Source organism: Staphylococcus sp. LKG4-2, from assembly GCF_050955665.1.
GTDB classification, from domain to species: Bacteria; Bacillota; Bacilli; order Staphylococcales; family Staphylococcaceae; genus Staphylococcus; species Staphylococcus saprophyticus.
The window spans coordinates 2,097,761-2,123,790 of record NZ_CP194532.1; the positions used below are offsets into that span (position 1 = coordinate 2,097,761).

Consider the following 26,030-nt stretch of genomic DNA (forward strand, 5'->3'; position numbering starts at 1 on the left):
CTTTAAAAGTCGTCGATAAAAAAACCTAGATATACCCATACGATTTATTGGGTTGATCTAGGCTTTCAATTCGTACTTTAATTTACAATGTCATTCGTATTATTCGACTATTTCAATTGAATCGATTGTTATATCATGTAATGGTTTATCTTGTGGTCCTACTTTAGTGTTTGCTATGTCTTCTAAAGTATCCTTACCTTCGATCAGTTGACCAAACACTGTATGTTTTTGATCTAACCATGGTGTGCCACCCGTTTCAGCATATGCTTTAACGATTGGCTCTGGCCAACCACCGTCAGCTAACTGACTCAACATTGATTCAGGTACTTCATTCATTTGTACGATAAAGAATTGTGAACCATTCGTATGTGGACCAGCATTTGCCATAGATAACGCACCATAAATATTAAAGGCTTCTTTTGAAAATTCATCTTCAAAAGGTTCACCATAAATACTTTCTCCACCCATACCTGTAGCTGTTGGGTCGCCACCTTGTACCATAAAATCATTAATGACACGATGGAATGTTACACCATTATAGTAACCATTTTTCGCATGTGTCACAAAATTTTCTACAGTTTTTGGTGCTACATCAGGTAATAGTTTAAAGGTCATATCTCCTTTATTTGTGTGCATAATCAATTTAATTTCATTACCATTAATTTCTGTATTTAACTGAGGATAGTTCGTCATTTTTATTCTCCATTTCATGTTAAGATGATATATGTATTCTAACATAAAAGAAGGGATGGAATGAATTATGTTATATCGTTTTTCACATAAAACTGGCAGTTACGGCGTTACCATTAAGGAAGAAGATGAAAATCAAGTACTCGTACAAGTTGAACAAGTCATTAAACACCCTAAACAAGGGGATTTACATAATCCAACAGAAACAGAAAATGTTTTCTTTCACGAAAGAAAAGCACTGAGTCAATATGAAAAGCGTTACACTAAAAAATCGCATTTAAGACCTTTTAATGTAGAACCATTACCATATAAAGTATCTTTACAACAAGCTATTACACATTTAGAAGAAAAATTAAAAGCTGAAAATACATTGCACGCAACAATGTCGCTTGAAAATCTACAGCGTCTCAAAGCAGATTATTCACTTCAATATAAACAAAATTTTGAATAAAAATACCGTGTTTCTTCTTATTTAACAACACATATATTTCAAGTCCTTCAAGGCTTAAACACGTTTTTCAGAACTCTTCAATTCATGTATAATGAATTTATAATAAATTTTAAAAGGAGGAAAATATAATGAGTTTGTTACATATAGCGGTACTATTACCGCTGATATTTGCACTCATTATTCCATTTGTATATCGGTTCTATAAACGGATACATTTAGGATGGTTTGTGTTACCTATCCCCGTCGTCTTATTTATATATTTTTTATCATATATTTCAACAACGATGTCAGGCAATACCATTATGGAAAAAGCAAATTGGATGCCGCATTTTGGTATGAACTTTAATTTGTATGTAGATGGTCTTGGTTTATTATTCAGTTTACTTATAACTGGCATTGGCTGTTTAATTGTACTGTATTCTATAAGCTATTTAAGTCGACAAGAGCAATTAGGACATTTTTATTGTTACCTATTGCTTTTTATGGGTGCAATGTTAGGTCTTGTATTATCTGATAATTTAATTATCTTATATTTATTCTGGGAATTAACTTCATTTTCAAGTTTCCTTCTTATTTCATTTTGGCGTGATAAACAAGCCTCAATTTACGGAGCACAAAAATCAATGCTCGTTACTGTATTTGGCGGTTTATCACTTTTGGGTGGTATTATCTTACTTTCCATTGCCGGTGGAACAACAAGTATTCAAGAATTGATAAATAATGCCTCAGAAATCCAAACAAGTCCATTTTTTATTTTCTCTATGATTCTGGTATTAATTGGTGCAATGACTAAATCTGCACAATTTCCATTTTATGTTTGGTTACCAGATGCGATGGAAGCACCAACACCTGTTAGTGCATATCTTCACTCAGCAACTATGGTTAAAGCTGGGCTTTACTTAGTGGCACGTATGACACCTATATTCGCAGTGTCTCAAGGTTGGATTTGGACAGTGACTGCTGTTGGCCTCATCACACTATTTTGGGCATCATTAAATGCAACAAAACAACAAGATTTGAAAGGGATACTCGCATTTTCTACTGTATCTCAACTAGGTATGATTATGGCAATGCTCGGTGTAGGCGCAGTAAGCTTTCATTTTGAAGGTGCTGAAAGTCAAATTTACATCGCAGCATTTACGGCAGCCATCTTCCACTTGATTAACCATGCTACCTTTAAAGGTGCACTATTTATGATTACTGGTGCTGTTGACCATTCAACTGGTACCCGTGATGTCAAAAAACTGGGCGGTTTATTAACCATTATGCCTATTTCGTTTACCATCACATTAATCACTTCTTTAAGTATGGCAGGCATACCGCCATTTAATGGTTTTTTATCTAAAGAAAAATTTTTAGAAAGTATGATCGAAGTTACTAATGTAAACTTATTTAGTTTAGATACACTCGGTATTTTAATTCCAATTACCGCTATTATCGGTAGTGTGTTTACATTTGTATATTCAATAAGGTTTATTGGCCAAATTTTCTTAGGTAGTTATAAAGAAGATAAATTACCTAAAAAAGCACATGAAGTTTCACCATTAATGCTCATTTCTCCGTCAATTTTAGCCATTTTAGTTATCGTATTTGGGTTATTCCCTGCGATACTTTCAGGTCCTATTATAGAACCCGCGGTGAATGCAATTGGTCAAACAACAAATTCGACAGCGGAATTTCATATGTTCCATGGCTTTACACCAGCCTTCTTCTCTACATTAGGCATTTATATTGTTGGTATTGTATTAATCATTACATTCAGTTATTGGATTTATTTATTACAAAAACAACCAACTAAACTGACAATTAATTACTGGTATAACAAATTTGGAGATGTAACACCTAGATACTCTAGCAAATTTACAGATACGTATGTTACTGGATTCACACGTAATAATTTAGTCATTATCTTTGCATCTCTCATTGTTATTGCCTTAGTTACATTATTAGTTACACCTTTCAATATTGATTTTAAAGATGTCAGTGCGATACGTCCTTTCGAATTAATTATTGTAGTGCTCATTATTACAGCAGCTTCAATGATTATTTTCGCTAAATCCAGACTATTCAGTATAATTATGGCCAGTGCTGTCGGTTATTCTGTTGCTATATTCTTTATTTTCTTCGGTGCCCCAGACTTAGCACTTACACAATTTGTAGTTGAATCCATTTCTACTGCATTATTCTTATTATGTTTCTATCATTTACCTAATCTAAATAGACATAAAGAAACACGTTCATTCAAATTGGTTAATATTGTTATTTCTGTTGGTGCTGGTATTGTCGTTACCGTACTTGGATTAATCGCTTATGGTAACAGACACTTCGGTTCTATCGCAGAATTTTATAAAACGCATGTCTATGACTTAGCACATGGTACAAACATGGTTAACGTCATATTGGTTGACTTCCGTGGTACCGATACATTATTTGAGTCTTCCGTGTTGGGTATTGCTGGATTAGGTGTTTATACCATGATTAAATTACGTGCGAAAAATGATAAATCTGATGAAGGGGGTAAAAACGTTGAACAGACAGAAGAATAATTTAATTTTTCAATATTCAGCAGTTGTTATCTTCTTCCTCATAGTAATGTTTGGTCTATCTTTATTCTTGGCCGGACACTATACACCAGGTGGTGGTTTCGTTGGTGGTCTATTGTTATCAAGTGCCCTCGTTATTATTACGGTCGCTTTTGATATTAAAACAATGCGTAAGATATTCCCTTGGGATTTTAAAATATTAATCGGTATCGGCTTATTATTTTGTTTAGCAACACCAATGGCAAGTTGGTTTTATAATAAAAACTTCTTCACGCATACGCCGTTTGAAATTCCATTAGGTATTTTACCACCAATGGAGATGCACACAGCTACTTTCTTTGATTTAGGTGTTATGTGTGCAGTTGTAGGTACAGTAATGACTATAATCTTATCGATTGGAGAGAATGAGTAATGGAAATATTGATGATTTTCGTATGTGGTATTCTCACTGCAATGAGTGTCTATCTCATTCTTTCTAAGAGTTTGATACGCATTATTATTGGGACTACATTACAAACACATACTGCAAACTTATTTTTAATTACAATGGGCGGTTTAAAAAAAGGTGAAGTACCTATATATGAGAAAGGTATTACTTCTTACGTTGATCCTATACCACAGGCATTAATTTTAACCGCTATTGTTATTTCATTTTCAGTCACAGCGTTTTTCTTAGTACTTGCTTTTAGAAGTTATAAAGAATTAGGCACAGACAACGTAGAAAGTATGAAAGGAGTGCTAGAAGATGATAGAGAGTAACTTAATCATTTCATTACTCGTCATACCAATGATTACTATTATCGCACTCATTTTCATTGGTAAACGTCCTAAAATCAAACGTTATGTTGCCTTAGCAGGTACAGCATTAACTTTAATATTCGCTTTTATTAATTTAAATAATGTTTTAAAAGATGGTCCAATTACTTTAGAGCTTGGTTCATGGGATGCACCTTATAGTATTGTCTTTGTACTTGATATATTCAGTGCATTACTTGTCATCACAAGCCTCATCGTCACAATGCTCATCATTTTATATTCCTATCAATCTGTAGGTATTGAACGCGAAACATATTACTATTACTTCGCTGTTATGTTTATGCTAACTGGAGTCATAGGCTCATTTATTACCGGCGATATATTTAACTTGTTCGTATTCTTCGAGGTATTCTTGATGGCTTCCTATATTCTCTTAGTTATTGGCGGCACAAAAGTACAATTGAGTGAGACGATTAAATATGTTCTTGTAAATGTGACTTCTTCAGCATTCTTCGTTATTGCTGTAGCTATGCTTTATTCAGTAGTAGGCACGTTGAACCTTGCTGATATCAGCGAAAAGTTAAGTCAACTACCATCACAAGATAGTGGCATTGTAACCATTATATTTATTTTATTTATCTTTGTATTTGCTACAAAAGCTGGTGCTTTTCCAATGTATATTTGGTTGCCAGGTGCTTATTACGCACCACCTATTGCAATTATTGCCTTCTTCGGTGCCTTATTAACTAAAGTAGGCATATATGCCATTGCTAGAACTGCCAGCCTATTTTTTAGAGATACATCGAACTTTTCATTCTATACTATACTGTTTCTCGCCCTACTCACAATCATCTTTGGTTGTGTTGGCGCCATAAGTTACTTTGATACTAAAAAAATCATACTCTATAATATCATGATTGCTGTAGGTGTCATTCTTGTCGGTGTAGCGATGATGAATCAAACTGGTATGATGGGCGCGATTTACTATACGCTACATGATATGTTAATCAAAGCAGCCTTATTTTTCCTAATTGGTGTCATGTATAAAATTACAAAAACACATGACTTACGTAAATATGGCGGTCTTATTAAAGACTACCCAGTGCTAGGTTGGACTTTCTTTATAGCAGCACTTAGTCTAGCTGGTATTCCCCCTCTTAGTGGATTTTATGGTAAGTACTATATCGTTCAAGCTACTTTTGAAAAAGGATTTTATTTAAGTGGTATTTTAGTCTTACTTTCAAGTCTGGTTGTACTTTATTCTGTGATACGAATCTTTTTACAAGGGTTCTTCGGTAAATCAGAAGGTTATCAAGTAAATCCTAAATTACAATATAAAGGGATTCTTACTGTATCCATTGTTGCTGTCGTTATTTCTGTAATATTTGGACTTTCTGCAGATTGGTTACAACCAATCATTAAAGATGCAGCAGAAACGTTTTACAATCCAAGTGTATACACTGACAGCGTATTGGGGGGAAAATAAAATGGCGATTCAAATATTAGTGAATTTAATTTTATCTGTATTTTGGTTATTTGTTACAGGTAGTTATAATTTTAATAACTTCATTTTAGGCTATTTATTCGCATTACTTTTAGTTTATATCATGCGTGGTGTATTACCGGGTAGATTTTATCTCATTACAGTATATAAAATCATAAAACTTTTCCTTGTATTTTTAATAGAACTCATCAAAGCCAATATCGATGTCATACGTATTGTCGTTAAACCTAACATTGATAATGAACCTGCATTCTTTACTTACAACACAGATTTAAAAAAAGATTGGCAAATTGTATTACTGTCCAATTTAATTACACTAACGCCTGGTACAATTGTTTTAGGAATTAGTGATGATCGGACAAAAATTTATATTCATAGTATCGATTTCAGTACGAAAGAAGAAGAAGTTGAAAGCATCAAGTCTTCCCTTGAAAAAGTGGTCAGAGAGGTAGGAGAAAATGAATGAACTATAATATCATATTAGTAATTGCATTAGTTATCGTTGCGTTGTCAATGCTAGGCATGTTAGTTCGTGTAATTATCGGCCCTTCTCTAGCTGATAGGGTTGTTGCACTCGATGCGATGGGTATTCAATTAATGGCCATTGTCGCCTTATTTAGTATTTTCTTAGGTACTAAATATATGATGGTTGCTATTTTATTAATAGGTATACTTGCATTCCTTGGTACAGCAGTATTTGCTAAGTATATGGATAAAGGTAAGGTGATTGAACATGATAACAACGATCGTCATTAGCATAGCGCTTATCTTGGTCATAATAGGTTCACTCATCAGTGCTCTTGCTGCCATTGGTATCTTACGTCTGGATGATGTCTATGCTAGAGCGCACGCGGCAGGTAAAGCTGCAACATTAGGCGCAATGTTATTAATCAGTGGTGTGTTCTTATTCTTTATTGGACGTGAAGGGTACGTTAATATGCAATTAATCGTCGGTATCTTGTTTATTTTAATTACCGGACCATTAGCCAGTCACCTTATTATTAAATCTGCATATAATTTAAATACACCCGCTTCCAAAAGAACGAAGCACGATGAAATCAAAAAAGATTTAAAAAATACAAAATTATAATACAGGGTATTTTTAGAACTTGGAATATACCTATTCTCAAAATTGAGGAGTCTGGGACATAAATAGTTGTCTCAGACTCTTTTTCGTTTAGGCAGTAGATGACTGAATGAAAATGTAAAGTCTCACTGCTTTAAAGAATTACTTATTTTATGAAAATGAGTAGTTCTTATGCAAAAGTATATGAGGTATGTCACATAAAAATGGTAGTGAGACTTATGCATGAGCGTTAGCTCAGGTAAACCTTTATCCTCATCATCCTTGCCTTGATTGCATAGGTGGGATTACGAAATCTCTATTAAAAAATTTGATTTCTGTCCCACTCCCCTCTTTGTTTTTAAAATCTTATGCACTTGACCACGCATCGCATGGTTATCAAAGTTATGTATCGAACTAAAATGCTCGTGCTCAAATTACGCATCTATGCATCGACACTTTGTCTAGTCGTAATAAGATGCATGTAAATGTTCAAAAATGTTTATAACATACTATTGTCATCGTTAGCAGTCCATGATATATTAAATCGTAATTATTACGATTTAAAAAGGAGTGTTTTTATTTGTCATCATGGACAATTATCGGCGGTGGCATCCACGCCGTGACAATTGCAATCAAATTAAGATCGCTTGGTCTAGATTGCACAAAGTTAACAATTATAGACCCACATACCAATTTGTGTGAGCAATTTGATCATTTCACAAAAAGCATTGATATGCCTTATTTACGCTCACCATGTGTACATCATGTACATCCCGACCCTTTTCACTTAAAACAGTATGGTAAGAAAAAACAATACACCCATGCTTCATATGGTCCATATAAGAGACCGAATCGTGACATCTTTATGGAACATACACACGATTTAATACATAGCTACAATTTAAATGATTGTCACGTTCAGGGTACTGTTTCTCAAATTAAACGCGTACAATCGCAATGGCACATACTGTGTCATAATCAATGGATCAAATCAACACATTTAGTTATCGCATTTGGTTGCAATCATGACCCCTTTATACCTGTATTATTCCATAATCAACCAGATGTTACGCATATATTTCAAAACGAGCATTGTTTGACCCATCATGCATCTCACATTATAGGTAGTGGCATTTCTGCTGCACACCTTACATTAAAATTATTAAAAAAGAATAACACTGAACCAATACATTTATGGATGAAAAAAGACATTACCATACATGACTTTGATGCTGATCCAGGCTGGTTAGGCCCCAAAAATATGAAATACTTTAGCCAAATGACATCTTCAAAGGCGCGCTTTAATTTGATTAAACAAGAAAGACACAAAGGCTCTATGCCAAAAGAACTGGAACTAAGATTAAAAAAATATATTGCACAAGGTCGCTTAATCATTCATAAAAATGAAATCACAGATATAGCCAACCATGCTATACATACGAAACAATATTGTATGTATTATGACCATTTACTACTTGCTACGGGTTTTAAAGAAAGTATCATGCAACAGCCAGTGATCAAACAACTTGTCGATAGTTACCAAGCCCCCATTACTCACTGTGGTTTGCCATCCATTAATGCTAATTTAGAATGGCTGCCAAATCTTTTTGTCAGTGGCGGCTTAGCTGATTTGGAATTAGGTCCATTTGCTAGAAATATTATGGGCGGACGAGAAGCTGCTTTACGTATTTCAGAAGTCTATGAAAAGACAACTTCAAACGACGCCACATTTATTTAAAACATAAAACTATGTCATCTAAATATATTGATTTACTTGAATCCTGAAATATAAAAAAGCGTCCAAGACATGTATTTTGTCTCGGACGCTTTCATTATTATTGCTATGATTTGATTAGAAAATAAAATGATTTGTGTTTGTTTTTCAATTTTTATTGTAAAATATCTTTTAGCGTTTAAGCGGTTTAATCGCAATCGTTCCACGCATCACACAAATCAACCTATCTGTGTCATCTTTAATATCTATATTCCAAACTTGTGTTGTTTTTCCTTCATGAATAATTGTTGCTGTCGCATATATGGTTCCCTCGGTTGTTGAACCAATATGGTTACCATTCATTTCCAATCCAAGGGGAACATACTTTTCAGTATCGATTAAATAATCAGCTCCCATAGAACAAGCAGATTCTCCGAGCGCAAGACTCGCACCACCGTGTAAATAGCCAAAAGGTTGTTTCACCTTATCTGTTACCGGCATTGACATCACCATTAATCCACGTTCTTGCTTTTCTACTTTAATATCTAAAGCATCTAGCATATTTTCCATAACGTACACCTCATTTGCATAGAATTAATACTATAATATCATAGCTGCAATTGTTCCAAAAATAATCAATGGTATATTATAGAACACAAAATTAGGTATACATGTATCTCTAATATGATCATGCTGTCCATCAATATCTAAACCTGCTGTCGGTCCAAGTGTTGAATCACTCGCTGGTGACCCTGAATCACCTAAGGCACTCGCAGTACCTATTAATGCAATAAGCGCCATCGTACTTAAACCTAATGACTCTCCTAGTGGCACAAACAATGTGGCAATGATCGGTATTGTGGCAAATGAAGAACCTATACCTAATGTGACCACTAATCCACTAATATACATAACAATAATGCTCAATAATTTATTGGCTCCTACAACACCACTTAGACTATCCACTAATTTGCTGATATCCCCTGTTTCATTCATTACACCTGCAAAACCATTTGCAGATAATATGACTACGCCGATAAATGACATAATTTTGATTCCATCAACAAACTGTTTATCCAATTCCGTCCATTTATACGCTCTTGAAACAAAGAATACAAGCACACCTGCGAGCGCGCCAAATATCATTGAATCCGTAACGAGTTGTACTAAAAAAGTAGCTAAGATTGAAATCACAGTTACTATAAGTACGTAAGGTTTGATGACAATTGAATCATTATTTTTAATTTCTTCATGTTGGATATATTTTCTTGGTTTTCTATAATAATAAATACCTAATATCAACCCAACAATATAACCTAACGATGGGATAATCATAGCCTTCCAAATCATACCCATCTCAATTGGGTGATGTGCTTTGGTAAAGCCATTTTGTATGATTTGGTGAAAAATTTGACCAAAACCAAAAGGTAATAATACATAAGGCCAACACAAACCAAAACCAATGATAATAGCGATTTGTCTTCTGTCCACATTAAGTTCATTAAATAAACTAATTAATGGAGGTATGACAATTGGAATAAATGCAATATGTACGGGAATTAAATTCTGACTCATTATGCTCATGACAAGTAAAGCAATGATAATAATGATTTTCACTTTAACTCGTGATATCTTACTGTTTTCTGCATGAATTCCGTCTATAATTTTATTCACTAAGAAGTCAGTAATACCACTATAAGAAATCAATGCTGCAAACCCACCAAGCAATGCATAACTAAGTGCCACCTCTGCACCATCTACTATATTTTTACCAAATACGGATACAATTTCAGAAACACTCATACCCGCTATTAATCCACCTACAAGTGCACTGACAAATAAACTAATAACTACATTTAATCTACATAAACATAAGACAATCATCAATACAACGGCTATAACAACTGCATTTATCACAAAGCATAACTCCTTTATCACGTTATCGAACTAAAGTATCATGTGATTTATAATATCAATAACGATAGTACTTGTCAAACACATTATTAACTTTAATATTATTATTTAAAAGACTATGTAAACTTGGTTTATAAATCTATCTTTAAGTCATTGTCTTTTATAGACATTAATAACAAAAAAATGGACAACCATTAACGTTAATTACATCATGTTGACCATTTTTTATAGTATTAAAATATTACAAATCTTACTATTTCAGATGACGCATCCATTCTACAATAGTAGGAACAAGATAACCTGTCGGCCCTTTAGGACCTTTATGTGTATGTTTATTTATCGTTGCTGGACCAGCTATATCAAAGTGCATATGTGGCGTTTCTCCCGCAAAATGATTAATAAATGTTGCCGCAAATAATGCCTTTCCTTGACCATTCGTATGGTTAACGAGGTCTGCAACATCACTATTTCTAATTAATTTTTGCTCTGTTGAAGTCATTGGTAATTCAAAAACAAATTCATCCATTTGACGTGCGCAGTTTAGTATATGTTGTAAAGTTTCGTCTGCATTATGATTAAACACAGCCGCTTTATCATCGCCTAATGCCGCTACTGCAGCACCAGTTAATGTTGCAAAATCAAGAATCAATTTAGGTTGGAATTGATTCGCATAAAATACTGCATCTCCTAATACTAAACGACCTTCAGCATCCGTATTTAATACTTCAACCGATTCACCACTCAATGCAGTATATACATCATCCGGTTTCATCGCGATTTCACTAACCATATTTTCAGCAGCAGCAATAACACCAACAATATTAATCTTTAGTTCAAGTTTACGTGCTGCGTCAATCATGGCTACGACATTTGCAGAGCCACACATGTCATATTTCATAGTTTGCATACCTAATTTAGATTTAATAGAATAACCGCCAGAATCATATGTAATACCTTTTCCAACCAATGCAATCGGAGCATCATTTACGTTGCCACCGTTATATGACAAAGTAATGACTCTAGGACCATGCTTAGAGCCTTTTCCAACAGCATGTATTAAGCCAAATCCTTCTTCTTGAAGTGTTTTACTATCTTTTATATCAACGCTAACCTCAGTATGATTGAAATGTTTCTGTATCATTTCAGCATAAAAGCTTGGTGTCAATATATTAGGGGGTATATTACTATAATCTCTAGCAATATTGATGGCTGATGCAATAGCTTGTCCATGTTCAATTGCAGCCTCTATACCCCCTTCTTTGGAAGTACTGATATCTAAATCGATTTGATATGGTGCAGATTTATCGGTTTTATAATTATCAAATTCATAAATTGACTGCATACTTTGTTGACCTAATATTTCAGCAATTGTTTCTCTTGGTAACTCATGCGCTTGAAATGTATCAAACAATAATGAAACATGACTAATTCTGTTTTTCTTTAAATATTGAAATAAATGACCAAATACTTTTAAATAATCACTGTGATGGGTTGATTTTACATTACCTAAGCCAACCGTAATTAATTTTACAAATTTATCATTTAAATTGATCATTGTTGTAGAAATAGCAGCAATATTTGTACTTATAATTTGATGTTGCTTTAATGTTTTAAGCTTGTCATTTAAGTTTTCATTTCCAACGACTACTGTTTCTAGTTGATTTAAATGCTCAGGTACTCCGATTACTAATGTATCCGTGTCACTTTCTTGATGATTACTAATATTAAATTTCATAATAGCTTCTCCTCTTTTCTGCTTAATTAATATCTTATATTGTTTATGTAATTTTCAAAATTTCTATTTTCTGTAGATTAAAAACAGAAATTATATTTGTCTAAAGTAATTTCTTGATACTGCTTATGTAATTCAAATAAAAATATCTATATGCTTAATGAGGCCGGAACATAATGATATGTCCCGGCCTCATTGCATCTCATACGACACATTCAAAAATGTATCTCAATGGATTTATTTATTAAAATTTACCTTTTTTAAACGCTAAACCAATACCGCCAAGTTTGAATACCGCACGTGTATCGATTACTTTCTTCATGAAGGCAGCTTTTTTACCTTGAATATCTCTACCATAAACAACACCAACGCCATCATGAGCGCCTAATGAACATACAGTACCGCGATCAACGTATTCAAATTCGTTTGTAGGTTGACCTTCTAAAATGTTTTTAACATTTTTAGCTGTGTGTTCACCTTGTTGCGTAGCAATTTGTGCTGTAGTTGGTAATGGACGTTCTTCTCCTGCAGGAATAAACGCAGAACAATCACCAATAACAAAGATATCATCGTATCCTTCAATTGTTAAATCTTGTTTAGTAACAATACGTCCACGTTTAACGCCTTCAAATGACTCTTCCATTAATTTGCTACCACGCACACCAGCAGCCCATACTACTGTATTAGCTTCTAATTGTTGTTCTTCATCATTTACTTTTACTACGAAACCTTTTTCGTTAGCAGCAACGATTGGTGTACCAATTTTAAATTCTACACCTTTGTTTTCTAAGTAATTTACCGCATGATTAACTAATTCATCAGAGAACATTGGTAACATTTTTGGTGCTGCTTCAACACAAGTGATTTTCACTTTGCTTTGTTCTACACCATATTTGTTACATAATTCAGGAATACGGTCTGTTAATTCACCTAAGAATTCCACACCAGTAAATCCAGCACCACCAACAATAATAGCTAAATCTTTATCATCTTTTTGTTTTGAAGATGCATAATTAGCAAACTTGTCTTCAATGTGACGAGATAATTTACGTGCAGTTAATACATTTTCAATTTGGAAAGCATAATCTTTCATACCTTTGATACCAAATGTTTCACTTTCGAAACCTAATGAAACTACTAAAATATCAAAATCAAAGATTCCAGCGTCAGTTTCAACTTTTTTAGCATTGCGATCAATTTTAGTTACTTCTGCTTTTACAAAGTTAACTTTATCTTTGTTAACAACACTTTCAACTGGATATAGTAAATCTTCATAGCTAATTGTACCTGCTGAAGCTTCATGTAACCAAGTTGCTTCATAGTGGTAGTCATTTTTATTAATTAATGTAACCTCAGCCTCATCTGCTGAAATTTGCTTTTGTAATTTTGTAATAGTTTGTAAACCAGCGTAACCAGCGCCTAGAACTAATACTTTTTTACGATCTTGAGCCATTTCATTCACCTAAGCTTTCATAATTTTTTTGTTGCAATCGTCTTTTATTTACCCAATCTTTAAAAAGTAATTCACAAAAAAGACAATTTTCATCCAATACCAATTTTATAGTTTTTATCGTTGATTTTCAAGCGCAAACGACCATATTGTTTATTATTTCACATAAACGTACAAAAGACTATAGTTTACGCTTATTGTTTAAGTGAACCATAGCCTTTTTATCAATTTATTTAATTAGCAATCTTCAGGCGTCCCAGCCACTTTAGCAGTTCTAAACGAACTACCGCAACCACATGCTGCAATGGCATTCGGGTTATCTATTTGGAAGCCGCCTCCCATTAAAGATTGTTTAAAATCGATTGTCGTACCATCTAATACTGGTTTATCGTACTTATCAACTAATACTTTCAAACCATAAAATTCGAATATTTCATCGTTCTCGCCAGGTTCTTCTTCAGCAGACATGCCATAAGTTAGGCCTGTACAGCCACCACCATTTACTTTCACTTTTAAATAGCCATCAGGCATATCGTTCTGTTGTAACATGTCTTTAACTTCATAAGCTGCTGACTCTGTCATATTAATCACTGTCATAACAATTACCTCCTAAAAAATCCATGTTTCTTCTATATGTGCGTATATTTTTTGTAATAAATCATCTGGAGATTCACCTTCAACGATATCACCATTCACTAATGCATACAAGCCGCTAGAACATATACCACAATTTTGTAAACACCCATATTCTAAAACATCTATGCCTGGATCATTTTCAAGCTGATTGTATACATAATCTCCGCCCTTCGCTAAATTCGAAATGCAGAACTCAACTATTGGATTCATATTACACCCTCTCATTAATTATCAGTTAGACAATTATAACAAAAACACTGGGGCTATATCTACATACTAGCTTATAGAAATTTTGATTAACGCTTCAATTGATCATTGAGTTGACCTTTATCAATGTATGCCCAGTCTCAATCACATTTGATTATTTGATTTTCAAAGTTAATATTTACTTATCTAAAAATTTTGTAATGACAAATTAGAATGCGTCTACTTTATTTGTAGTAGTAAACAAAAAAGCATATAATATATCTAAGTAAGCTGATTATAGAAAATTGGTATATCGATGCAGAATAAAATATGATTTAATCACATTTTATTTACATTGAAGTGCAATGGACATGTTCTACAATGATTTAAAAATTTATCATATCTTTTCTGATCAATACAATTTTTATTAGAGGGGTATCACAAATGAAAAACTTAGTATTACTAGGTGGTGGCTATGGTAATATGCGCATCATGTCTCATATTTTACCATCAGCACTTCCAGAAAATTATTCAATTACATTAATTGATCGCATGCCATACCATGGTTTAAAACCAGAATTTTATGAATTAGCTGCGGGAACAAAATCTGACAAAGATATCCGCATGAGTTTTCCTGATTCAGATAGAATCAATAACGTTTATGGCGAAATTACTGATATTAATTTGGATGACCAAATCGTATCTGTAGGGCAGACCAAGGTTGATTATGATGAACTTGTTATCGGACTTGGTTGTGAAGATAAATATCATAATGTGCCAGGTGCAGAAGAATACACACATAGTATTCAAACACTTTCTAAATCGCGTGAAACATTCCATCATATTAGTGAACTTCCAAATGGTGCTAAAGTAGGTATTGTAGGTGCAGGTTTAAGCGGTATCGAATTAGCTAGTGAATTACGTGAAAGTCGCAGTGATTTACAAATTTTCCTGTATGATAGAGGAGAACGTATTTTACGTCGTTTCCCTGAAAAATTAAGTAAATATATAGAGAAATGGTTCAAAAAACATGATGTCACAGTTGTACCAAACTCTGATATCAACCGTGTTGAACCCGGTTGTATTTACAATAATGACGTACCAGAAGAACTTGATTTAATCGTGTGGACTGCAGGTATCCAACCAGTAGAATTAGTTAGAAACCTACCTATTGATATCAGTAAAGGCGGGCGCGTCATTTTAAATCAATATCATCAGGTGCCTACTTACAAAAATATTTACGTGGTCGGCGATTGTGCAGATTTACCTCATGCACCAAGCGCGCAATTGGCGGAAGCTCAAGGTGATCAAATTGCTGATGTGATGAAATTACAATGGCAAAACAAACCACTTCCTGAAAAAATGCCAGAAATTAAAATTCAAGGTTTCCTTGGATCACTTGGTGATAAAAAAGGATTCGCATACATTATGGACCGCACCGTTACTGGTCGTCTAGCTTCTATCTTAAAATCAGGCGTCCTATGGATGTATAAATACCATAACGGTTAAATCGTTTTGAAGCTCCAAACTAAGCCTTTTATCTTGGCTTAGTTTTTTATCAAATATGCTAATGATCACTGAGATCAATATATTTACAGCTAATTTTAGAGGCGTCTAGGACACATCATCAAATGACCTAGTCGCCTTCTTTTTTACTGTAATTCCATAAATTTAGTAATATCTTTTAACTGAACATAACCATCTGAAACATATTCGTCATTCATCGTAACTAAGGGATAAAATAATTCATCCTCTTGTATGCGTTCAATATATTGTTGATCATGATCTGTTAGATTTTCTACATCTTTTTCTATATCGATATACGTAAATTCAAATTGTTTGTCCGGATATTTACGTTTTAATAAAGGCTGTAACCAATCAAATGTGTTACGAGAAGTAGGTGCATTGACACAACTCGCACATACAACATCTGCTCCATAAACAACGACGCTCACTTTATCCATATATCTTTCTCCCCTTTTGTTTTGATTTATAGATTTTTCCCTATTTTTCTATTATAATAAAAAGATAAGTAGAAAATGAAATAATTTACTTGAAAGGAGGCATTTTTATGCCAACTGAAAACGTAACGATGTTTGATCAAGTAGCAGAAGTTATCGAAAAACTACGTCCCTTCCTATTACGCGATGGCGGTGACTGTTCACTTGTAGATGTAGAGGATGGTATTGTTAAATTACAATTACATGGCGCATGTGGTACATGCCCAAGTTCAACTATCACATTAAAAGCAGGTATCGAACGTGCTTTGCATGAAGAAGTACCAGGAGTAATCGAAGTAGAACAAGTATTCTAATTGATAGACTTACTATATATATAATAACATCAAAAATTGAATGGCTTTCGAACACTTTTTAACCTAGAACACGAAAACTGTGTACTAGGTTTTTTAATTTTAATATTTCACCATCCATTTTAAACTAAATGTTTTATACACTTATAATATGACGTTATTTAGCTTATTTTACGTTTTAAACCCATTAAATAATCCTTTCAAAAATTCACATAAACTGTGAAATTTGAAAGGATTGTTTAATTTTATACGTTATTTTTTATGCATGTGTTGCTCAATACGTTCTGCGATATCAACCCAGCCTTTCCAGCCAATATGCACCGCATCACTTACCACATATGGTTCATAATCTTTATCGGTCATATTATAGGTATGTCCGCCATGATCAATAATCGTATTGTCAATCTTGTCATATATTTTTTGACGTCTCTCTTGTTTGATTCCGATGTGATCATACCATTTACCATTAGAAGGTAAAATCACATATTCAACATCTGCGCCACCTTCACGTAACGTATCTACAAGTAATTTTAAATCATTAAATTCAGGAGAATTTTGTCTGAATTCGTAATTTCGGTTAATTTTACGTTTATGCTGTTTGATTAAACCCCAATATTCATCTCGAATACCAAATTGATTTGACTTGGTACGCGCTTCACCGTATGATTCCGCTGCTGACTCAATGTTATGCCACGAACTATTTTTATGTGTAACAGGATCGATATGTGATAAAGGAGACGTTCTTAATGGATATATTGATTTAATTGCTTCAATTTTTTTCAATTGATTATCTTGAAATTTTGAAAGATATTGAGTTTCTTTTGGCATATGGCCTGCTGCTACTTTTTCTAAATAAGGTCTGTTTTCAACATCTTTGAACTGTAATAAACGTTTCGCATAACGTTGTTTCAACTTAGGGCTTAATTGATTTTGATTAAATAATCGATTTAATTGTCCCTTTGAAATTCGTGCTTTGAAATTATCATGTGTTAATCCATGTTTTGTAAACCACTGTGGTGACACAATAAAGGCCATCTTTTTGCCTCTTAAGTTTTCATATTGCGAACCAAGTTCCACGGCATTGACTAAGTCGGTTGATCCACCTGTCCCAATTAAAAACGGTTGCTTCGGAACATCTTTTCTACCATTTAGTAAAAACGCCGGGTTAAATGGATCATCTTTTTCTAATTCACTGGACCCATAAATAGGATAATATGCATTGGATTGATACATTTTATCTTGTATTAAAGTACCTTTTAATACTTGATCAGTCAGAGCAACACGTTGCGTAGCTAATGTTTTGGAATTGATTAAACCAGTAAACCAACTCGCTGGCAACATTACAAAGATGCCAAATAGCACAAGACTTACAATGATTGGTATAAATGGTTTTAGTTTCATCGTAATTCTTCTAATACCGCTACAATCTTATTAGGTGTCGCCCACTCATCTCTGTCAAAATCCATAATTGAAACTTCAATATCTAATTTATTTTGAATTTCTAGTAATAACCCTACCGTTTGGAATGAATCAATAATACCTTCCTCGAATAATTCCACATCAGGATTTTCCTTAATCACATTAGTCTCAGCTACTTCAGTTAATAAATCTAATACTTGATCTCTAAATTCCATAATATTTTCCTCCTAAATTTTAAAACAATTTCCCAGAAAAGATGAAAAAGCCAAATGTTACAAAATGGAATGTAACGATGATACTTAATAGTGCCGTAAATTGATTTGACCATTTTGGCGGATGTTTTTTACGCCATTTTTCATAATAACCATAACCAATAAATAAAACTGCATGATATAAGCCATACAAAATATAATAAACTTCAATGCCATGCCAAATTCCCATTATTAAAAAGTTTAATGAAAAGGCAATATTAGACATCGTGAACTGACTTTTTAACAATCTCTTTTTCGACATAAAGAATAACGATCTCATATAAATACAATCTCTAAACCAGAATGACAATGACATATGCCATCTATTCCAAAAATCTTTAATATTCTTTGCTTTAAAGGGTTGTTTAAAGTTTTGCGGTGTTTGTATTCCATATAAATAACTAAAGGCCATAGCAAATAAAGAATAACCAGCAAAGTCAAAAAATAAGTACAGACTATACGCATACATATAAAGCCATTTAGCAGTAAAACTATTAAAATCCAACAACAGTGGGTTTATAGCATAAACTTGAATTAAATAGGCAATGATATATTTATATAAAAATCCAAGCATAATATAATGAATTGCCTTATGTAATAATTCTTGATATTGGTCACTGGATGGAATCTTTGCTTCATCTTTAACAAATCGTTTATAACGATCTATCGGACCTGATGAAATGGTTGGAAAGAACGATATAAATTGAAATACTTTCGATACTTTAACTTCTTTAATCGAACCATCTCGTATTTCCATTAATAGTTGTACACTTTTGAACGTGACGTATGAAATACCTAAAAAGCCAATAAATTCAATAACTTTATTTTCATGTAATTTCAATTGTGCTGCACCAAACCACGAGCTTTGCATGACTTTGACAACCACTAACGGCAATATCGATAAAACAATAACGACAAAAAATTTACTGAATGTATTATTTTTTGCACGTGATTTCCAGTAAAACATGATAATGGCTACTTGCCAGAGAATGTATAAGATAAAATTAATTAACTGTACACTTAAAAATGATAGTCCAAAAAGATTGTGTTTTTCTGAAGAAAAAATGAGAACAATCATCACCATGGTACTGATACCATTATAAATTCGACTTCTCTTGCCAACTAACCCCATGATAATGACAGGTAATAGTACAATGAACGCTATGAGAAAAAATGTAAATGTGCCATATGGAATCATGCTTGTATATCCTCAGCGATTTGTTTTCTATCTAATTTTCCATTTGCCGTTAATGGAAATTTATCTTTAAATATTATTTTTTTAGGAATCATATAATCTGGAATTGATTTTTTAAGCGCTTGTTTAATGTTATGTATCATAGCTTGTTCAGCATCGATATCTACTTCCTCATTTAAAATGACTACACCTTGCAATTGCACAACTTTACTATTTTTATAAATTGGAACAACAACCGCTTCTTTTATTACATTAACCTGTCGTAATTGAAATTCAATCTCTTCTAATTCCATACGGTAACCATTAAATTTAACTTGAAAATCTATGCGACCATTGATAAACCATTGCTCATGCTTCTTCGTTGCTTTGTCACCTGTGTAATAACTTGGCTGTCCATTGGATGTTTTAAATACCGCCTTAGTGCGCATTTCATCTTTAACGTATCCAGCACTCACACATTGACCAGTTATCACTAACTCGTCATTCTCAGCTAAAGACAATATTGTGCCTGGTCTCGGTACGCCAACAGGTAATGGATTATATTGATTTATGATATCTTCAGTAATCCGTATGCTTGTAACTGCAACCGTTGCTTCAGTAGGCCCGTATGTATTGTAAATATACGCAGATGGGAATCGCTGTAATAACGTTTTTGCCGTTCTATGTGGCAAAATTTCACCACAGAAGAAAAATTCTTTCAAACTATCATATTGATTTTCTGAAAGATTTGGTAACATTAAACACATTTCCATAAATGAAGGCGTTGAGACCCATACATTAATGCGTGTTGCTTCTAACATTTGGTTTAATAGTTTAGGCTTATTAATCATTGCTTTGTCTACTAAATTTAACGTGCCTGCCGTAGCTAAACATGGATAAATCGCCATTACTGATAAATCAAATGAAAAAGGCGCTTGATTTAACCACTGTTGGTTTTCACCTAATTGATTGAGGTCGACCATCCACTGCGTAAACTGATTTAAACTATCATAACGAATTTGTACACCTTTAGGTTCACCTGTTGAACCAGAAGTAAAAATCGTATAAGCAATATTTTTATCTTCAATCAGCGCATTAAATTTAATAGATGTATCCATGTCATTAAATATATTCAAATCAAAAATATGATTATGTTTTATGTCTAATAAACTTTCTGTCGTATTTAAAATATAGTCAGGTTCTACTTTTTCAATAATAGAACTAATTCGATCTTCAGGCATTGAAACATCTATGGGTACATAACCACAACCTGCTTTTAAACTTGCAAGCATCCCTACAATCATATAAGGCGACATATGTCCATATACGATCAATGGACTTTGACTGTCTTTTATTAATTCTGCTAGTCCATTCGTATATTGATTAAGTTCTCGATAATTGATTGTTTCATCATTATGTCTTATTGCAATTTGGTCGGGGTAATTCTTTTCATTTTCAATTAATGAATATACAATATCTTTCATAATTTTCTCCTCGATTAAAATTCATTATAAATAAAGTTATTATGCGTATCTCCAGAACCGTAAATTAAGTATAAGGCTATAAAAATAGCAAGATATAATAATGTTAATAACCATGGCTTCATTTTTTGATAGGTAGGTTTTTTATTCATTTCTTTACTCATCATCCACCTCTTTTATTATTTATACTATTATTTTTTTATTACATAACAATATTTTTGGTTGTAAGGCTATTTACAATATTTTAACATTTTACTAACTTATTATACATTTTTTATGATGGTGTGACAATCGAATAAAGTATTTTATATATAACAAAAATGTTAGATGGTTTAAAATATTAAAATGCTCAAAATACAATTATATTTAATACACTTATAATCAGTGAAACTAAACGGTTTAAAAATCAGTTATCTTTATACATCAGTTTTTTGCTATCAAAAAAAGAGCCCGCAAACATCCATAGATGTTCGCAGACTCTTTTTAATTGGGACGTATGTATTGAAAGTCCCAATCCCTAAATACAAGATACTTTTTATTATTTTATTGGTGTTTTAGGATGTAAATTGTTTAATACTAATCGAATATTATCAACGCATAGTTGAATCATACGATTTCTTGTTATTACAGACGCACTACCAATATGAGGTACAATCACGGCATTAGCCATCGCTAAGAGTGGATGTTTCATATCTATCGGTTCTTCACGTAGAACATCTAAACCACAAGCTGCGATGTCACCATTTTCTAAAGCAGCGATTAGTGCTTGTTCATCGACAACTGCGCCGCGTCCTATGTTGATAAAAATCGCATCGTTTTTCATTTTTTTAAATGCTGTAGCATTAAATTTATTTTGAGTTTCCTTTGTGAGTGGTGCTGTACATATTATAAAATCGCTATGTTCTAATAATGTATCAAATGGTACATACAATGCCCCTAACTCTTTTTCGGCATCTTCATGTCTAGAGCGATTATGATACATGATTTTAGTATTAAAGCCCTTTAATCTTCTAGCAAAAGCTTTACCAATATCACCCATGCCATAAATACCCACATTCGCATTACTCAAGTCTTTGCCCGCAAACAAATATGGGCCCCAACTTTGCCACTCGCCATTTTGAACATATTTCTCAGCTTCTACAATTCGTCTTGCTACTGCCAACATTAATGTGAATCCTAATTCTGCAGTCGTTTCAGTTAAGACACTCGGTGTATTCGTTGCGATAATACCTTTATTATTTACGAGATCAATATCAATATTGTCAAAACCAACTGCCATATTTGCAATAATTTTCAGGTTAGGTGCTGCTTCCAGGGCTTCTTCATCTATTTTTTCACTCAAAGTTATAAAGCAAGCCGTTGCATCTTTGATGGCATCTAAAAATTGCGCTCTAGGCATCGGAATAAGTGACTCATCCCACATTTCTACTTGTCCAAGCGCTTCTAATTGTTCTATAAAAGGTTGCGGAATTTTTCGAGTAACAATGATTTTATCCATACGAACACTCCTATTTTTCAAGTTCTTTAATCACTTCATTTAAATCCTTAAAAGTATAAGTCGGTGGTACTGATTTTTTCTCTATTTCTTCTTTAGTTGTGACACCAGTTTGTACATGAATCGTGTCTATATCAACATTAATACCAGACATAATATCTGTATCATATAAATCTCCTACCATCGCTACATCTGAACGGTCTAAGTCTAAAATTTCTAAGGCTTTATTCATAATAATCGGCTCTGGTTTGCCAATAAATACGGGTTGGACACCTGTCGAAACTGACACGACACTTGTAATCGCTCCATTACCTGGTAAAAATCCTCTCTCTTTTGGTATAGAGACATCTTGGTTTGTTGAGATAAACTTAGCACCATTTCGCACACCTAACGTTGCAGTTGAAAGCTTTTCGTAGGTAACTTGCTCATCTAAACCAACCACTACGTAATCCACGAATTCATCGTCTTTGAGTACCAATCCTTGTGCAGTTAAAGCATTGGATAACCCGCTTCCACCTAACATGTATACAGTTGCTCCAGGTGATTCTTCTGCGATAAATTCCGCGGTTGCCAAAGCTGATGTAACAACTTCATCAGCTTGTGCGACAATACCCATTGTATTTAATTTTGATGCTACTTCTTCTGGTTCTTTCGTTGAATTATTTGTCACGTATAAATGTGGAATATTTTGATTATTTAAGTAAGAAATAAATTGGGCTGCTCCATCAATTTCTTCATTCCCTTTATACATCGTTCCATCTAAATCGATTAAATACGCTTTATAATTTTCCATTATGACTTATTCTCCTTTTTTACCAAAAGCTGTGATTGGAACATTTTCATTTTTTAAAAACTGAATTACTTCATCAATATAACTTTGATAAAATGGCACTGCTTCATCAAAGATGGGTATCAATGTCGTCGTATTAAGTTCATCATAATAATGAACAAATTGCTTTCTTACATCAACGGTTTGATTAATTTGATGTTGTGTATCTTTAGATATCACTTTTTCTAACGCTAAAATATCTATAACATCCTTATAATTACCAGGATCTCTAAGTATAAAGCCGTCTATAATCATATTACCAATGTCTACCGCTGATTCAATAAACATTTGCGCAATACGTTCAAATGCATAATGATTATCTTTATGGCTAGGATAATCTTGAATTAATTGTTGTAAATAATTTAATTTAGTATTCAATTGTTCTTTATTAACAAAATACATTTTAGTCACCCCTATCCATCTCATCATACCATAACTTTGCAGACAAATTCATTTATGGTTATACTGTAAATCAAGACTTTTAGTAAGATCAAAATTGCTTTAAATAAGCTAATTTAAACTAAATACTTATATTGTTAGGAGCCTAAACATGATTGATATGTATCTATATGATGATGATGAATCTGCACAAGTCCAATTTGTTGGTTTTGTTGGTGAACACAGCCGTTATGATTTAATGCTAGTTCAAACCAACCGCCATTTTGGGAAAACAATCGTCCTTAATATGCAAACAAATAAATTTGGCATTATTGGCACAGATGACTTAGAAGAAGAAGGCTATATCGCACATATTCTTGGTGTGTCTGAAATCGAAGGTAACGAGATTACAGCATATTTAAATGAAGTCATTCAATAACATGATGCCATAGTACTTGCGCTATGCCTCAAAATATTAATCAATAAAAACAAACCAAAAGCGTATAATCGCCTTTGGTTTGTTTTGTTAAAATGGAAATATCTATTCACTGTTTGCCAGCATATATTATTTCTCTGATTGTTGGATACTGGGCTGAATTTTAACATCATGCAGTTTATCTTCTTCAAGTATCGCGTCACTTTCTGTTGTTTCGCTTTCATCTAACTGTGTCTTAATTTCACTTTCTGGAATACGTCTTAAAATAAAGTAAGGACAGCCAAAATTACAATACTCTAATAGATAATCTTGTATTGTTGAGAATCGTTTACTTAACTCTGTCTTTTTATTATTATCATTATAAAACCCTTTTAATCTCAATTGGTCATATCCAAAATCACCAACAATGAAATCATACTTATCCAAAATATCTGAGTATCTGTTGGCAAATGTTTCTTCTTCAAAACACGCTCTATATTCCTCTATTATCTCAAAGTATTGTCCATTTACTTTTATCATATCATTCACCTAATCTATGTCATTTCATAAACTCAATTATAAATAATAAAATATTAAAATGACTCACATATTTATATCATATTTCTAATAAAGACTTAGTTCATATAGTGCGATACACGCAATCATCTAAAATGAACTAAGCCTTATTTTAATTAGTTATTCGTATCTGTACCAATTTCATTACCAAGTTTTTCTTCTCCGATGCGGTGTCTTTCTTTTGCAGCTTCATTTACTTGTTCATCTGCATGATAAGAACTTCTTACAAGTGGACCAGCTTGGCAATGTTTAAAACCTTTATCCATTGCTACTTTTCTTAATTTACCAAATTCTAAAGGTGTGTAATATTTTTCAACTTTTAAGTGTTTACGTGAAGGTTGTAAATATTGACCTATTGTCAAAATATCCACATCATTAGCACGAAGGTCATCCATTGTTTCATAAATTTCCTCGTGTGTTTCACCTAATCCCACCATTAAACTTGATTTTGTAGGAATATCAGGTTGTAATTCTTTAGAACGTCTCAAGAACTCTAATGTACGATCGTAAGTCGCTCTAGCACGAACTCTCGGTGTCAAACGGCGAACTGTCTCGATGTTATGGTTTAAGATATCCGGTTTTGATGCCATTAATGTTTCTAATGCATCATAATCTCCGCCCATATCTGAAGGTAAGATTTCAATTGATGTAAATGGATTACGTTCACGTACTTTACGCACTGTTTCAGCGTATACATTTGAACCTGCATCTCTTAAATCATCACGCGCAACTGCAGTAATAACAACATGTTTTAAATTCATTAACTCTACAGATTCTGCCACGCGTTCTGGCTCATCTAAATCTAATTCGTTAGGTAAACCAGTCTTAACTGCACAGAAACGACAAGCTCGTGTACAAACTGCACCAAGAATCATAAATGTTGCAGTACGACGCTCACCCCAACACTCGTGTATATTAGGACACTTTGCTTCTTCACAAACTGTATGTAAATTCTTTTCGCGCATCATTTTCTTAAGACCAGTATAATTTTCGTTAGTATTTAGTTTTATTTTTAACCAATCTGGTTTACGTAAAATTTCTTCATTTTTAGTAGCCATA

General features: G+C 33.2%; 30 protein-coding genes. 12 read left to right on the forward strand and 18 right to left on the reverse strand.

What is annotated here, in order from left to right:
* Positions 1-99: 99 nt before the first annotated feature.
* On the reverse strand, positions 100-693 hold the full coding sequence (locus ACM6UH_RS10210) for a peptidylprolyl isomerase (protein ID WP_002483798.1): 594 nt from the start codon (positions 691-693) through the stop codon (positions 100-102).
* 64 nt (positions 694-757) lie between these two features.
* Between ACM6UH_RS10210 and kapB the strand changes: the two genes are divergently transcribed.
* From kapB to ACM6UH_RS10255, 9 genes are all read left to right on the forward strand, one after another.
* Positions 758-1,141 carry a sporulation phosphorelay system protein KapB gene (gene kapB, locus ACM6UH_RS10215; RefSeq protein ID WP_100217402.1) on the forward strand — a complete coding sequence of 128 codons (384 nt, stop codon included), beginning with the start codon at positions 758-760 and terminating at the stop codon, positions 1,139-1,141.
* 128 nt (positions 1,142-1,269) lie between these two features.
* Complete coding sequence (locus tag ACM6UH_RS10220) at positions 1,270-3,687, forward strand: Na+/H+ antiporter subunit A (protein ID WP_283995367.1); 2,418 nt, start codon at positions 1,270-1,272, stop codon at positions 3,685-3,687.
* Positions 3,668-4,096, forward strand: coding sequence for a Na+/H+ antiporter Mnh1 subunit B (gene mnhB1 / locus ACM6UH_RS10225; RefSeq protein ID WP_011303515.1), 429 nt, complete (start codon positions 3,668-3,670; stop codon positions 4,094-4,096). Before ACM6UH_RS10220 ends, mnhB1 begins: the two co-directional genes overlap by 20 nt.
* Positions 4,096-4,443, forward strand: a complete 348-nt coding sequence (gene mnhC1, locus ACM6UH_RS10230; RefSeq protein WP_002483802.1) for a Na+/H+ antiporter Mnh1 subunit C — start codon at positions 4,096-4,098, stop codon at positions 4,441-4,443. Before mnhB1 ends, mnhC1 begins: the two co-directional genes overlap by 1 nt.
* Entirely contained in the window at positions 4,430-5,926 is a 1,497-nt protein-coding gene (mnhD1, locus tag ACM6UH_RS10235; RefSeq protein WP_047502542.1) for a Na+/H+ antiporter Mnh1 subunit D, read from the forward strand. Before mnhC1 ends, mnhD1 begins: the two co-directional genes overlap by 14 nt.
* A gap of 1 nt (position 5,927) precedes the next feature.
* On the forward strand, positions 5,928-6,410 hold the full coding sequence (locus ACM6UH_RS10240) for a Na+/H+ antiporter subunit E (RefSeq protein WP_011303517.1): 483 nt from the start codon (positions 5,928-5,930) through the stop codon (positions 6,408-6,410).
* The gene (locus ACM6UH_RS10245) at positions 6,407-6,700 is read left to right on the forward strand and encodes a Na(+)/H(+) antiporter subunit F1 (protein ID WP_002483805.1); all 294 of its coding nucleotides are present in this window, start codon (positions 6,407-6,409) and stop codon (positions 6,698-6,700) included. Before ACM6UH_RS10240 ends, ACM6UH_RS10245 begins: the two co-directional genes overlap by 4 nt.
* Entirely contained in the window at positions 6,678-7,034 is a 357-nt protein-coding gene (locus tag ACM6UH_RS10250) for a Na+/H+ antiporter subunit G1 (RefSeq protein ID WP_011303519.1), read from the forward strand. Before ACM6UH_RS10245 ends, ACM6UH_RS10250 begins: the two co-directional genes overlap by 23 nt.
* A gap of 556 nt (positions 7,035-7,590) precedes the next feature.
* Complete coding sequence (locus ACM6UH_RS10255) at positions 7,591-8,748, forward strand: NAD(P)-binding domain-containing protein (RefSeq protein WP_011303520.1); 1,158 nt, start codon at positions 7,591-7,593, stop codon at positions 8,746-8,748.
* A 168-nt stretch (positions 8,749-8,916) separates the two neighbouring features.
* On the opposite strand, the gene ACM6UH_RS10260 is transcribed toward ACM6UH_RS10255, so the two are convergent.
* The 6 genes from ACM6UH_RS10260 to ACM6UH_RS10285 all read right to left on the reverse strand — a co-directional run bounded on the left by ACM6UH_RS10260 (position 8,917) and on the right by ACM6UH_RS10285 (position 14,666).
* The gene (locus ACM6UH_RS10260) at positions 8,917-9,294 is read right to left on the reverse strand and encodes a PaaI family thioesterase (RefSeq protein WP_069793629.1); all 378 of its coding nucleotides are present in this window, start codon (positions 9,292-9,294) and stop codon (positions 8,917-8,919) included.
* A gap of 30 nt (positions 9,295-9,324) precedes the next feature.
* Entirely contained in the window at positions 9,325-10,641 is a 1,317-nt protein-coding gene (locus ACM6UH_RS10265; RefSeq protein ID WP_011303521.1) for a Na+/H+ antiporter family protein, read from the reverse strand.
* Between the two features lie 250 nt (positions 10,642-10,891).
* Positions 10,892-12,373, reverse strand: coding sequence for a M17 family metallopeptidase (locus ACM6UH_RS10270; protein ID WP_011303522.1), 1,482 nt, complete (start codon positions 12,371-12,373; stop codon positions 10,892-10,894).
* 241 nt (positions 12,374-12,614) lie between these two features.
* Positions 12,615-13,823, reverse strand: a complete 1,209-nt coding sequence (locus ACM6UH_RS10275) for an NAD(P)/FAD-dependent oxidoreductase (protein ID WP_011303523.1) — start codon at positions 13,821-13,823, stop codon at positions 12,615-12,617.
* Positions 13,824-14,057: 234 nt separating this feature from the next.
* Positions 14,058-14,417, reverse strand: a complete 360-nt coding sequence (locus ACM6UH_RS10280) for a HesB/IscA family protein (protein WP_011303524.1) — start codon at positions 14,415-14,417, stop codon at positions 14,058-14,060.
* A 12-nt stretch (positions 14,418-14,429) separates the two neighbouring features.
* The gene (locus tag ACM6UH_RS10285; protein ID WP_002483813.1) at positions 14,430-14,666 is read right to left on the reverse strand and encodes a YuzB family protein; all 237 of its coding nucleotides are present in this window, start codon (positions 14,664-14,666) and stop codon (positions 14,430-14,432) included.
* Between the two features lie 420 nt (positions 14,667-15,086).
* Here ACM6UH_RS10285 and ACM6UH_RS10290 point away from each other — a divergent pair, with 420 nt between their 5' ends.
* Positions 15,087-16,151: an NAD(P)/FAD-dependent oxidoreductase gene (locus tag ACM6UH_RS10290; RefSeq protein WP_011303525.1), complete on the forward strand. Its 1,065-nt coding sequence runs from the start codon at positions 15,087-15,089 to the stop codon at positions 16,149-16,151.
* A gap of 143 nt (positions 16,152-16,294) precedes the next feature.
* Here the strand turns inward: ACM6UH_RS10290 and ACM6UH_RS10295 are convergent, their stop codons facing one another.
* Complete coding sequence (locus ACM6UH_RS10295) at positions 16,295-16,606, reverse strand: YuzD family protein (protein WP_002483815.1); 312 nt, start codon at positions 16,604-16,606, stop codon at positions 16,295-16,297.
* Between the two features lie 107 nt (positions 16,607-16,713).
* Between ACM6UH_RS10295 and ACM6UH_RS10300 the strand changes: the two genes are divergently transcribed.
* On the forward strand, positions 16,714-16,956 hold the full coding sequence (locus ACM6UH_RS10300; protein WP_002483816.1) for a NifU family protein: 243 nt from the start codon (positions 16,714-16,716) through the stop codon (positions 16,954-16,956).
* Positions 16,957-17,205: 249 nt separating this feature from the next.
* Here ACM6UH_RS10300 and dltD read toward each other — a convergent pair whose 3' ends face one another.
* The 8 genes from dltD to ACM6UH_RS10340 all read right to left on the reverse strand — a co-directional run bounded on the left by dltD (position 17,206) and on the right by ACM6UH_RS10340 (position 24,004).
* Positions 17,206-18,354 (reverse strand): D-alanyl-lipoteichoic acid biosynthesis protein DltD, encoded by a 1,149-nt coding sequence (dltD, locus tag ACM6UH_RS10305; protein ID WP_011303526.1) that lies wholly within the window; start codon positions 18,352-18,354, stop codon positions 17,206-17,208.
* Positions 18,351-18,587, reverse strand: a complete 237-nt coding sequence (gene dltC / locus ACM6UH_RS10310) for a D-alanine--poly(phosphoribitol) ligase subunit 2 (protein ID WP_002483818.1) — start codon at positions 18,585-18,587, stop codon at positions 18,351-18,353. The genes dltD and dltC overlap by 4 nt, the downstream gene beginning before the upstream one ends.
* 19 nt (positions 18,588-18,606) lie before the next feature.
* Positions 18,607-19,821 carry a D-alanyl-lipoteichoic acid biosynthesis protein DltB gene (dltB, locus tag ACM6UH_RS10315; protein ID WP_011303527.1) on the reverse strand — a complete coding sequence of 405 codons (1,215 nt, stop codon included), beginning with the start codon at positions 19,819-19,821 and terminating at the stop codon, positions 18,607-18,609.
* A complete protein-coding gene (dltA, locus tag ACM6UH_RS10320; RefSeq protein ID WP_011303528.1) occupies positions 19,818-21,281 on the reverse strand; it encodes a D-alanine--poly(phosphoribitol) ligase subunit DltA in 1,464 nt (487 codons plus the stop codon). The genes dltB and dltA overlap by 4 nt, the downstream gene beginning before the upstream one ends.
* Positions 21,282-21,295: 14 nt before the next feature.
* Entirely contained in the window at positions 21,296-21,442 is a 147-nt protein-coding gene (locus tag ACM6UH_RS10325) for a teichoic acid D-Ala incorporation-associated protein DltX (protein WP_011303529.1), read from the reverse strand.
* A 374-nt stretch (positions 21,443-21,816) separates the two neighbouring features.
* Complete coding sequence (locus ACM6UH_RS10330; RefSeq protein ID WP_011303530.1) at positions 21,817-22,776, reverse strand: 2-hydroxyacid dehydrogenase; 960 nt, start codon at positions 22,774-22,776, stop codon at positions 21,817-21,819.
* Positions 22,777-22,786: 10 nt separating this feature from the next.
* A complete protein-coding gene (locus tag ACM6UH_RS10335; RefSeq protein WP_069793630.1) occupies positions 22,787-23,566 on the reverse strand; it encodes a TIGR01457 family HAD-type hydrolase in 780 nt (259 codons plus the stop codon).
* Positions 23,567-23,572: 6 nt separating this feature from the next.
* A complete protein-coding gene (locus ACM6UH_RS10340; RefSeq protein ID WP_002483824.1) occupies positions 23,573-24,004 on the reverse strand; it encodes a DUF86 domain-containing protein in 432 nt (143 codons plus the stop codon).
* A gap of 148 nt (positions 24,005-24,152) precedes the next feature.
* On the opposite strand from ACM6UH_RS10340, the gene ACM6UH_RS10345 reads away from it, so the two are divergent.
* On the forward strand, positions 24,153-24,419 hold the full coding sequence (locus ACM6UH_RS10345; RefSeq protein WP_011303531.1) for a DUF3055 domain-containing protein: 267 nt from the start codon (positions 24,153-24,155) through the stop codon (positions 24,417-24,419).
* A 126-nt stretch (positions 24,420-24,545) separates the two neighbouring features.
* Here ACM6UH_RS10345 and ACM6UH_RS10350 read toward each other — a convergent pair whose 3' ends face one another.
* Both ACM6UH_RS10350 and lipA read right to left on the reverse strand, forming a co-directional pair.
* Complete coding sequence (locus tag ACM6UH_RS10350; protein WP_011303532.1) at positions 24,546-24,935, reverse strand: YutD family protein; 390 nt, start codon at positions 24,933-24,935, stop codon at positions 24,546-24,548.
* A gap of 152 nt (positions 24,936-25,087) precedes the next feature.
* A complete protein-coding gene (gene lipA, locus ACM6UH_RS10355; RefSeq protein ID WP_002483827.1) occupies positions 25,088-26,029 on the reverse strand; it encodes a lipoyl synthase in 942 nt (313 codons plus the stop codon).
* Between the last annotated feature and the right edge of the window lies 1 nt (position 26,030).